The sequence below is a fragment of the Paenibacillus sp. TAF43_2 genome (assembly GCF_052113545.1).
Lineage (GTDB): Bacteria > Bacillota > Bacilli > Paenibacillales > Paenibacillaceae > Pristimantibacillus.
In genome coordinates this window covers 1-11,246 of the sequence record NZ_JBFRDK010000192.1, presented here as the reverse complement: position 1 = coordinate 11,246, position 11,246 = coordinate 1, and the positions used below count along the sequence as shown (strand labels likewise).

The 11,246-nt window shown below is 47.7% G+C and carries 9 protein-coding genes; all 9 read left to right on the top strand.

Features of this window, described 5'->3' with window-relative positions; all coding sequences use genetic code 11:
- A partial coding sequence (locus AB4Z17_RS27995; protein WP_441963446.1) for a response regulator transcription factor occupies positions 1 to 1,349 on the top strand: 1,349 nt, incomplete at its 5' end.
- Between the two features lie 23 nt (positions 1,350 to 1,372).
- The gene (locus tag AB4Z17_RS27990; RefSeq protein WP_441963444.1) at positions 1,373 to 2,794 is read left to right on the top strand and encodes an ABC transporter substrate-binding protein; all 1,422 of its coding nucleotides are present in this window, start codon (positions 1,373 to 1,375) and stop codon (positions 2,792 to 2,794) included.
- 225 nt (positions 2,795 to 3,019) lie between these two features.
- Positions 3,020 to 4,183 carry a substrate-binding domain-containing protein gene (locus tag AB4Z17_RS27985; protein WP_441963442.1) on the top strand — a complete coding sequence of 388 codons (1,164 nt, stop codon included), beginning with the start codon at positions 3,020 to 3,022 and terminating at the stop codon, positions 4,181 to 4,183.
- A 58-nt stretch (positions 4,184 to 4,241) separates the two neighbouring features.
- Positions 4,242 to 5,741, top strand: a complete 1,500-nt coding sequence (locus AB4Z17_RS27980) for a sugar ABC transporter ATP-binding protein (protein ID WP_441912071.1) — start codon at positions 4,242 to 4,244, stop codon at positions 5,739 to 5,741.
- On the top strand, positions 5,722 to 6,705 hold the full coding sequence (locus AB4Z17_RS27975) for an ABC transporter permease (RefSeq protein ID WP_441963441.1): 984 nt from the start codon (positions 5,722 to 5,724) through the stop codon (positions 6,703 to 6,705). The genes AB4Z17_RS27980 and AB4Z17_RS27975 overlap by 20 nt, the downstream gene beginning before the upstream one ends.
- A complete protein-coding gene (locus AB4Z17_RS27970) occupies positions 6,702 to 7,868 on the top strand; it encodes a Gfo/Idh/MocA family protein (protein WP_441963439.1) in 1,167 nt (388 codons plus the stop codon). Before AB4Z17_RS27975 ends, AB4Z17_RS27970 begins: the two co-directional genes overlap by 4 nt.
- A 14-nt stretch (positions 7,869 to 7,882) precedes the next feature.
- Entirely contained in the window at positions 7,883 to 8,920 is a 1,038-nt protein-coding gene (locus AB4Z17_RS27965; protein WP_441912075.1) for a zinc-dependent alcohol dehydrogenase family protein, read from the top strand.
- 47 nt (positions 8,921 to 8,967) lie between these two features.
- The gene (locus AB4Z17_RS27960; protein ID WP_441912076.1) at positions 8,968 to 9,822 is read left to right on the top strand and encodes a sugar phosphate isomerase/epimerase family protein; all 855 of its coding nucleotides are present in this window, start codon (positions 8,968 to 8,970) and stop codon (positions 9,820 to 9,822) included.
- A 654-nt stretch (positions 9,823 to 10,476) separates the two neighbouring features.
- Entirely contained in the window at positions 10,477 to 10,626 is a 150-nt protein-coding gene (locus AB4Z17_RS27955; protein ID WP_441963438.1) for a hypothetical protein, read from the top strand.
- The last annotated feature ends 620 nt before the right edge of the window (positions 10,627 to 11,246 follow it).

Here is an 11,246-nt window from a genome sequence, read left to right as displayed (position 1 = left end):
ATAAAGTGTTTAATACGGAGTTTGGATACGAAGCCCTGAAGCGAATTGAGCTTATACAACCCGATCTAGTTTTTCTCGACATTCGAATGCCGGAGCTTGACGGACTGCAGATTCTTCAGCGATTACGTGAGAAGTACCCCGCTATTTCTGTGGTCATTATATCAGGGTATGACGATTTTGAATATGCAAGGAGATCGCTCACGCTCGGAGCCACCGGCTTTTTGCTCAAGCCGGCGGATCGCGGAGAACTGTCGGATATCGTCCTCAAGGTGAAAGGAAAGATGGAGCAGGCCTTTATGAAGGAACTAAGCCAGCTTCTGAGCGTCTCGCCGATTCCGCAGGTTTCCTTGGAGCAGGTGCAGCCTTTTAATGTCAGCCTGTGGTTTGACGAGCGGGAATGGAAGCATATCGAGCTCGGGGATCGCTCAGTGCTATTGGATCATTATAACTCTCCTCAAGATATTCTTCTAACAGTGACACTGGATTCCGACCTGGTAGGCATCGTCGTGAGAGTGGATTGGGAGCAAACGAAGAGCGGCTTCAGAGAGCGGAAACTCTTTTTACCCGTACTGCATTCGCAAATCCGTAATATGAAGGAGCTCCGATTTTTTCAGACGAACGATTCTCCTCTTTCCGGAATTCGTGCCAATCAGAAGGAGTGGGCAAAACAAGCCGCGAAGCATAGTCAGCAAATCGTCCATCAAGCGCTAACCGGCGAGATTTCGGAGCTGGAGGTCGCTTTGGATGCATGGTTTGAATGTTTGACGAATGTAACTTACGATAATCTTCAGAAGGAATGTGCACATCTGATGGCCGTGTTGGATGAAGGTCTTGGCAGGAATGATGTGATCCTGGTGGATGAAGACACGCTATATTATTGGCGCGAATGGGTCGGGCGATATCATACGTGGAACGATTTGAAGGACAGGGTTCGTCATATGCTTCTAAACGGCGTCAAGGCGCTTAAAAACCTCGAGCGGCAAGGACGCGATATACCGCAAGCAAGTGACTGGTTTAAGCAGGCGTTGCAGATAATCGAGAGCTCGAGCGTCATGAACATAAACCTAGAGGTCGTGTCGGAAGCGGTAAATGTCCATCCGGTTACGCTAAGCCGCATGTTCAAACAGCAAATGGGCATCACCTTCGTGCGGTTTCTGACTCGCAGAAAAATGCAGCAAGCAAGCGCACTCTTGCTAAACACGAGCAAAAAAGTAAATGAAATATCGGAAGATATCGGGTATGCCGACTACGCGTACTTTAGAAGTCTGTTCAAGAAGGAGTTCGGTTATTCACCGTCGGAGTTTAGGAAGAAGAATGGTATCTTAACCATACCGGACGAAAATGAGTAAGAAAGGAAGAGAGGAGCGTCGCGATGGTTAGACCAAGGATTTATATGTTTATCCTATTCATGTTCGCGATTGGCTGCACTGGATGTTCGAGAGAGAGCTCTTATCGTTCAGAGCAGCCGGTCGAATCTTCCGCCACTATGCTGAAGGTTTTATATGCAACGGTAGAAGCGGGCTCCGAGGCGGTCATTAACGCTTCCGAGAATTACGAGCAGCAGACGGGGATCGACGTCGAAATAAGCACGTTTCCGTATAATAGTCTGCAGGAGAAGGTGTTTACGGAATTGTCCCGGATGAGTAGCGAATATGACCTCATTGCCGTTGATACCCCATGGATGCCGAAAATCATTCAGTATCTGGAACCGATAACTCCTTATATCCAACAAACGGCATCGACCACGGAAATCGACGATTTCATCGCGAAATTATTTTTGGACACGTCGGTCTATGACAAGAACATGCCGCAAAGGGCGCCGCTTGCAATGGATACGGTCAATCTGGATAGCATAACGGCAGCAGGTTTCGATGTTTGGAGCTTGCCGATCCAGTCGAACGTGCTCACCGTCACCTACCGAAAAGATTTATTCGAGAATGAGGCCAATCGGGTCGCATTCAAGAAAAGGTTTCATCGTGAACTCAGCATCCCTTCCACTCTGGACGAATATGAGGACATTGCCAAGTTCTTTACCCGCGATAACAATCAAGATGGGTTGATTGATATGTACGGAACGACTTTGATGGCCGGTAAGCATGAAGCCAATTTTGTCGATTTCAAATCGTTTCTACACATTTTCGGTGGGAAGCTGTTCAATGAGAACCTCGATCCCGTATTCAATTCCGAAAGTGGAGTGAAGGCGCTGGAGACTTACGGAAGCTGGATACTCAAGGACAAAGTGACCTCGCCAGACGTTCTTTCCTATACGTGGGATGAGGTCGAGATCGCTTTTGGTTTTGGACAAGCTGCCATGGGAATGAACGTCCATGATATGAAGCTCCATCCGAAAGTGCACGGAGGGCAGGTCGGTTATTTCATGCTTCCAGGCGTGGAGCACGGCGGTACACTAGTGCGCGGGCCCCATTTCGGCTCGTGGGGATTAGCTATAAACAAGTATTCGGAGCATAAGGAAGAAGCCTATCAATTGGCAAATTATTTGACCAGCGCAGACGTACAGCGCGATTACTTGCGGTTTCGGCAGCACGTGACCCGGAAGTCGGCTTATGCGGCTGCCAAGACTGTACCTGAAGAGTCTGTACGCGAGTATTACGAGGTGCTCGGCCGATCCTTGAACATTGGTGTAGGAAGGCCGCGGATCAAGAATTACGACCAAATATCGGAGACCGTCCAAACGGCTGTGCAACAGTATTTGACTGGGAAGAAGAATGCAAGGACGGCACTTGATGACGCAGCTGCTAAGGTTGGTAAATTAATGAAAGAAAGTGGCTACTAATGACGGGAAAGATGCTTTGTCTTGACCAATTGGAGGGCTGTGCGATTTAAACATCGCACGGCTCTTCTTTATATTCGGGAGATAACACCACTAAAAAATTCCCCCCTGCAGGTTAAATTCATCGTCTACTTCGCTAATCCGGTTTGCCCTATACTCAAGGTAATCGATTGTTCGTCTGATGCGAATGATTCGATCAACAACTTATAAAGAGTAAGGGGTCTGAATATGAAGAGAAGATTAACATCATCGCTCGCTTTGCTGCTTGTATGCGGCATGACGCTTGTCGGCTGCGGAAACACGGGAAAGAACATGGCGGCAACGCCGAAGATTCATGAGGGCTACACGGCATCCGGACCGCTGACGATCAATGCGAATATCCCCGATCTGCCGGTTCAAGACATTGGGCCAAACGGCGAGAAAGCGGTATCGGCAAAGAGCCTGCAGCTCTCTGAAGATGAGTTGAAGAAGATCAAGGACGGGAAGTTTAAGGCTGCGATCGTCATGCATTATTCCGGTACCGACTATATGACAGCTGCTGTAGGCGCAATGGAAAATACGTTCGAGAAAATGGGTATTGAAGTTGTCGCGGTAACAGATGCCCAGTTTAAGGCTGAAAAGCAGGTAAACGACATTGAAACGGTTTTGGCGAAAAAACCAGATATTATGATCTCTGTACCTGTCGATGCTGTATCCACCGCAAGCGCATACAAGAAAGCCGTCGATCAAGGTGTGAAGCTGGTGTTCATGGATGGTGCGGCGCAAGGGCTTGTACCTGGCAAGGATTATATCAGTATAGTATCCGGCGACAACTACGGTAACGGTGCGTTAGCCGCAGATATTATGGCGGAGAAGCTAGGCGGGAAGGGCAAGGTCGGCATCGTGTTTCATGATGTGAACTTTTTCGTGACAAAGAACCGTTCAGACGCCTTCGAAGCACGTATTAAAGAAAAGTATCCAGATATTGAAATTGTTGCAAAAGGCGGTATTACTGATCCGAACAAAGGCGAGGAAGTCGCATCGGCTATGCTGACAAGAAACCCGGATATTAACGGTATATTCGCCCCTTGGGACGTTCCGGCAGAGGGCGTTATGGCGGCAGCAAGAACGGCGGGGCGGAGCGATCTGATTGTTACTACAGTCGACCTTGGTACTAACGTAGCATTATCGATCGCTTCCGACGGCATCGTTCGTGGTCTTGGCGCACAGCTTCCGTATGACCAAGGCGTAGCGCAAGCCATTCTGTCCGGATATGCTCTGCTTGGCAAGGAAGCCCCTGCCTATGTCGCATCGCCAGCTATCAAAGTAACCAAAGAAAATGTGCTGGAAAACTGGAAGCTGATCTATGGCGCAGACGCACCGGCAAGTGTACAGGATGCAATGAAGAAATAAACATCCCAATTTACGGAGGCTGCTCATTGGCGGCCTCCAAATAAAGAAGGTGAGTGCAGTGGAACAACCCATTCTCGAAATGAAAAATATCTCTAAAGCATTTAATGGCATTAAAGTTCTGAATGATGTTAGCTTTTCGGTGAAACAAGGCGAGGTTCATGCGCTAATGGGCGGGAACGGAGCCGGCAAGTCGACGCTCATGAAGATTCTTACCGGCGTCTACACGGCCGACAAAGGAGACATCGTGATCGAAGGAAAGCCGGTTAGCATTAAAAGCTACGAAGATGCAAGAGCGAATAAAATATCGATGATTTTTCAGGAGTTTAGTTTAATTCCGACACTAACCGTTTCTCAGAATATTTATCTAACCCGTGAAGCCAAAACCTCTTTGGGGCTGCTCGATGACAAAGACAATGCGCGCAAGACCGAAAAGCTGCTCAAAGAACTAGGTGTTGATATAAAACCGTCCGATGTTGTACAGGAGCTCGGAGTCGGATATTGGCAAATGACCGAAATCGCAAAGGCCTTGTCGCAGGAAGCGAAGGTTCTCATCATGGACGAGCCGACCTCATCACTGACGAAGACGGAAACGGAAGTGCTGTTTAAATTCATTAATCAGCTTAAGGCAAAGGGTTACGCGATCATTTATATTTCCCACCGCATGGATGAAATTTTTCAAATCTGTGACCGCATTACTATTTTACGGGATGGCCGTAAAATCACGACAGAAATTATCAAGGAAACGACGCTTGATTCGGTCATTCAGCATATCGTTGGCGCGGAGTTCGACAAAGCGTTTGAGTGGGTCGAACGCGACTATGCTACCGACGTGCCGCCCGTATTCGAGATTCGGAACGTCACAGCGGGAACGAAGGTGGACAATGTCAGCCTGAAAATCCAGCCCGGAGAAATCATCGGCGTGGCTGGACTCATGGGGAGCGGACGAACAGAGCTGCTGCGTACGATCTTCGGCATTGATCCGATGGACAGCGGCGAAGTTTATGTAAACGGGAAGAAGCAGAAGATTCGAAGCGCAAGGCAAGCGATCGATGCGGGGATTGCCTTAATTCCTGAAGACCGCCGGATGCAGGGACTAGTTTTGCAGCACAGTATCCGTGATAACATGATCCTCCCGATTCTCTCCAAAGTGAAAAAAGGGATGCTGGTCGACAACAAGAAATCCAATGAGATCAGCAAGCGTCTCGTTGAAAGGCTAAACATCAAGACCGACAACATTTTTAAGCAAAGCGGCCTATTATCCGGCGGTAATCAGCAGAAGATCGTACTGGCCAAGTGGCTTGCCGCGGAACCGGACGTTCTGCTGCTGGACGAACCGACGATCGGCGTCGATATTGGCGCCAAAATTGAAATTATCGATATTGTCCGCGAAATGGCCGCAAACGGCAAAGCGATACTCGTTGTATCTTCAGAGCTCCCTGAGCTTCTTGCACTAAGCGATCGCGTGCTCGTCATGCACGATGGCAAGATCAAACGGGAGATGAAGCGCAAGGATATTCAATCAGAGGAGGAGCTGCAATATGCAATCCAGGGATATTAATGTAACCAAACCGACCCTGACCGGATCGATAAAAGGCTTTCAATGGCGCAACTATATCGTTTATCTGGCCTTCATCGGTGTCTTAATTTATTTCTCAGCTACGTTGTTCGATGACGGATTTCTGACATCGGGTAATTTGCTCAATATCGTGCGGCAAACGGCGACTATCTCATTGATGGGCCTCGCGATGACTTTTGTTATTAGTACGGGTGAAATCGATCTGTCGGTGGGCTCGATCGCCGCTTTATCCTCATTAACGGGCGCGCTTGCCCTTCAATCAGGCTTAGGAATTATCGGCGCACTTGTTGCCGGCGTCGGCACGGGGCTTGCGATCGGTCTTATAAACGGCCTGCTCATAACAAAGGCGGCTATTCCTTCCTTTTTAGTAACGTTAGGTTCGATGGGTGCCGTAAAGGGCATGGCGATGTGGATCACGGACACGGCGCCGATTCCGATCATTAATAATCATTTTAATTTCATATTCGGCTCAGGCGATATCGGCCCAATTCCAGTGCTGCTATTATGGGTCGTTGTGTTCACCATCTTCTCGCATGTACTCTTGCGCAAAACTTCGTTCGGCAGACAGACGCTCGCAACCGGCGGTAATGAGAATGCGGCTAAGTTCTCCGGCGTGAAGACTGCGCGCATCAAGCTTCTGGTGTTCCTTGGCACGGGTGTGATGGCTGGTTTGGCAGGACTTCTCTATGCCGGACGTATGAATGCTGGCCGCTTCTCTTTCGGCGAAGGCGATGAGCTGTCCGTCATCGCAGCCGTCATTCTCGGCGGCACCAGCTTGTTCGGAGGTGTCGGAACGATTATCGGGACCGTAGTAGGTGCGCTTATGATCGGTACAATTAACAACGGTCTCATTATCATGGGCCTGGATGTCAGTCAACAAATGATGATCAAGGGTCTCATTATCATCTTGGCCGTCGTATTCGGCAAGAAAGCGGTCAAAAAATGAAAGCTAAAATCAAAGCAGGTATTATCGGTACCGGTTTTATTGGACCGGCCCACATCGAAGCAGTACGCAGGCTGGAATTCGTAGAAGTTATAGCTTTGGCCCAGAACGGTGAAGAGAGCGCCAGGATCATAGCGGAGCAGCTTGGCGTGCCGCTTGCCTACGGTGATTACAAGGATTTGCTCCGCAATCCTGACATTGAAGTCGTACACAACTGTACGCCAAATCATCTGCATAATCAGATCAATCGGGAAATCATCGAGGCAGGCAAGCATGTACTGTCCGAGAAGCCACTAGCCATGTCGAGCTCCGAATCTTCGGAACTGCTGGCACTGGCACGTAAGCATGGGGTCGTTCACGGCGTTAATTTTAACTACCGGCAATATCCAATGATGAAGCAGCTGGCCGAAATGGTGAAGCAGGAGGAATTCGGCAGGATCAATGCGGTACACGGCAGCTATCTGCAGGACTGGCTGCTGTATGAAACGGATTACAATTGGCGGTTAGATGACAAAACTGGCGGCAGGTCGCGGGCTATCGCGGATATCGGTTCCCATTGGTGCGACACMGTTCAATATGTGACAGGCAAGAAAATCAAGCAAGTATTCGCCGATCTATGGACGGTGCATCCAATACGTAAGAAGCCCGTATCCCAAGCGATCACTTTCGGCGTAAGCAAGGGAGAGCAGATTTCGAAATACGAAGATATTCCTGTCCATACGGAGGATTATGCATCGGTCCTTATTCGCTTTGATGATGGAAGCAAGGGAGCCTTTACAGTATCCCAGGTTAGCGCCGGTCGGAAGAATGCGCTTAGCTTTGAGTTGAATGGCAGCCGCAAATCCGCCTATTGGAAGCAGGAGGAGCCGGCTAGTTTATGGATAGGCCATCGTGATCGCTTCAACGAGGTGCTGATGGCAGATCCGGCTTTGTTCCTCGAAGAAGCCAGACCTTCCATTCATCACCCTGGCGGGCATACGGAAGGCTGGCCCGATTCGGTGAAGAACATGATGCTGCAATATTACACATTTATTCGGGAAGGCAAAGACCCGCTAAAGGACAAGGCGAACTTCGCGACCTTCGAAGACGGACATCTATCAATGTGTATTATGGAAGCGATTCTTAAGAGCCATAAAGACGAGTGCTGGGTTCAAGTTCAACAATAACGGAGGGTACAGAGATGACGATGAAAGCGGTTGTTTTTCCAGGTGATAAGCAAGTGGAAGTGAAAGAAGTACCAATTCCAATTCCGGGCAGCGGCGAGGTTCTCATTAAGATGAAGGCATCGGCAATTTGCCGCAGCGACATGAGCCTCTACTACGGCAGCAACCCCGTCGTAGGCGGAGAATCAACGAAATCTGGCTGCATCCATCCTGGTCACGAGCCAGCCGGAGAAATTACACAGACGGGAGACGGGGTTACACGCTTCAAGATCGGCGATCGCGTTGCCGTTTACTTGGCGATCGGCTGCGGCGAGTGCGAGCATTGCAAGAGCGGCTATAAGATGTTTTGTCCGGAATGGAAATGCATCGGCTTCGATACACATGGCGGTGATGCGGATTACGTCGTAGTTCCAGAAGAGAACTGCATGCGTATTCCGAATGAGATGAGCTACCTCGTCGCGGCGGTTTCCACCGATGCGGTCGGTACGCTTTACCACGCACAGAAGCGAATGAACATTAACGGCAGAGACACACTCGTTATTTTCGGTCTAGGGCCGATGGGTGGAGCGGGTGTCATGATTGCTAAGGGCTTAGGCGCAACTGTCATAGCGATCGACATGCTGGATGAACGTCTTGAATTGGCCAAGGAGCTGGGGGCGGATCACGTCATTAATAGCAAAGAAAATGTGCTCGAACGCATTATGGAAATTACGAAAGGCCGCGGGGCGGATGCGGCGATAGATTGCTCCGGCAGTCCGCTTGCTCAAAACACAGCATTGAACAGTCTGCGTGCGCACGGCCGTGCAGCTTTTATCGGCGAGGGCCGGGAGCTGACGATCAATCCAAGCAATCAGCTGATCCGCAAGCAAATCACGGTAATGGGCTCTTGGTACTTCCCGATTTTCGAGTACGACGAAATTACACGCTTCATCATCGAGCGTAATCTGCCTGTCGAGAAACTCGTTTCGCATACGTTTAAGCTGGATGAAGCTGCGACCGCATTCCGGATGTTCGATGAGAGATTAACGGAGAAAGCCGTGTTTATCTGGGACTAATACTAATCCGTCCATGGATGATATAAAATAGAGAGGTTGTGTTCAGTGTGAAAGGGATTTCGTTTAATACATGGGTGTACAGCAGCTTTCCGGTTTGGGTACCTTCTTACCCGTTAGAAGAAGTCATTCATCGTCTTGCTTCATTTGGCTACGACGGCATCGAAATCGGCTGCGCTAGCCCGCATGCATGGCCCGATCATGTGTCCGTACAGCGCCGCAAAGATATTCTCCAGCTGCTGAAGAAGGAAAAGCTGAGTGTTTCATCGCTGCTGCCAGCTCCGGGAGGCGGTCCTGGCCATAATCCAAGCTCGCCGATTGCTGAAGAAAGAGCGTATACGGTTAATCACTACAAAGAAGTGCTGCGTTTGGCTCATGATTGGGAATGTCCGACCGTCATTTACTTGGCGGGCTGGGCCGTATACGGAACCTCGAAGAAGCAGGCATGGGACTACAGTCTAGAAGCGCTCGTCGATGTGGCGCAATACGCGAAGGAGCTTGGCATTACTATAGTCGTTGAACCGACGCCGACTGACAGCAACCTCATCGAATCTGCGGATGACGCGCTTCTCCTAAGCGAGCAGTCCGGTCAGGATAACGTTAAGCTCATGTTTGATACGTTCCACGCATTGTACCGCAATGAAGTTGCGAGCGATTATGTGTACCGCATGGCCGATAAGCTTCATCATATTCATCTCTCCGATAGCGACCGGCTTCCGCCAGGTCATGGACGCTGCGACTTCGATGGCGTACTCCACGCATTGAAGGACGTCGGCTACAAAGGCTATCTTACGTCGGAAATCGGGTTCCATTCACGTCAATCCGATCCAGACTGGTACGCGAAGCAGAACATTGCCTTCTTGCAGTCCAAACTGGTCGAACTGGATTGGAAGAAAGAGCAATAAGCCATGCCAGCCAGTTGCCGAAAAATACTTTGTGTCCGGAAAGATGGCTTACTCGGAGTTTTTATCGAGTAAGCTTTTATTTTTATAAGTAGCTAAATATAAAGGGTAATTTCACAATGAGTTTATCTGAATCTAGCAATTGAAGATAGATTCTTTAAATCGTATAAATAATGATTCCTTCCTACCACCAACAGCTAACATTCTCGAATATATAACCAATGGTTTCTTTATTGTAGATCAAGATTGGACTTTTTCTTATCTAAATAAATCAATGGAGAATTGGATTCAAAAAAGGAAAGAAGACCTTGTTGGATACAATCTATGGAAATACTCTGAATCCATTAATACTAAATTCTATACATATTTTCATAAAGCTATGGAAGTACAAGTCTCTACGTCAAAACCATCATCCATTTAGCGCTTGGGTTAGGGATGAAAGAAAGTAGTAGCTGAAGGCGTGGAAACGAAGGAACAGTTATCATTTGTAAAATAACATAATTGTGACGAAGTTCAAGGGTACTTATTTAGTAAGCCTGTTGTATTCGAAGATTGTTAAAGACTACTCGCAAAAGGTATCTTGAAACCAGTTAAAGGTAGTCCGTTAATGGAGTTTGAGAACAAGCGGAGATATTTCCGTGTGGCTCTCTTTTTCCTATGAGTTCGCAAATGACCATCATTAGGCTTAAAGATCAAGCGATTAGTTTGGGACGTACAGAGGTATTAATAGAAGACACTGGGATTGGTGGACTTCGTTTCTTATCACACCTTAGTTTAGCTGTTGTTGCAGAATCGTATTTGARATGAAGACAGAGATTTAAGGAGAACTCATTAAGGTATCTTGATGTATGTTTGGCAACAAGAAATAGAAAATGGAATCTATCAATATGGTTTAGAATTTACTATCCATGAAAAAGAACGAGATCGTTTAGCTCCATTATTGAATAAACTGGACATGCAGATTTAAATAAGTCCTCTTGGTCTGATCTACATATATATCAGGGTGCGTTACCCACTCACAAAGATTATGTAATCGGTCATGAGCCTATGGGTATAGTAGAAGAAGTTGGTTAGGAAGTGACCAAAGTGAAAAAGGGCGACCGCGTCGTCTTGCCGTTTAACATTTCATTAATTCTAAACAGGATGAATGTTATTTGCTGGAGAAATGATTAAAGTGTTATCTTTATCTGATGAGGAAGCTATTGGAAGGTTAAATAGGCACTGGAGCCAAAATGAAAATCCTTTTGATGACGGCCATTTGTTTTTTACCTACCAAAGAGATATAATCCATATTTTTTAGTGCTATTAAATCATTTTGTGCCGTATGTGAGTATAACAACTCTATATGTCTTATTTTTTATAAAAGTTTTTACTCACGCCATATAGATGTATCGATATTTCCTCAAACAGTCTTTGAAGAAATACAC

Bases quoted from the DNA above. Each gene is read 5' to 3' on its own strand.
- AB4Z17_RS27975 (WP_441963441.1), top strand. From the start codon at position 5,722: ATGCAATCCAGGGATATTAATGTAACCAAACCGACCCTGACCGGATCG.
- AB4Z17_RS27985 (WP_441963442.1), top strand. From the start codon at position 3,020: ATGAAGAGAAGATTAACATCATCGCTCGCTTTGCTGCTTGTATGCGGC.
- AB4Z17_RS27965 (WP_441912075.1), top strand. From the start codon at position 7,883: ATGACGATGAAAGCGGTTGTTTTTCCAGGTGATAAGCAAGTGGAAGTG.
- AB4Z17_RS27990 (WP_441963444.1), top strand. From the start codon at position 1,373: ATGGTTAGACCAAGGATTTATATGTTTATCCTATTCATGTTCGCGATT.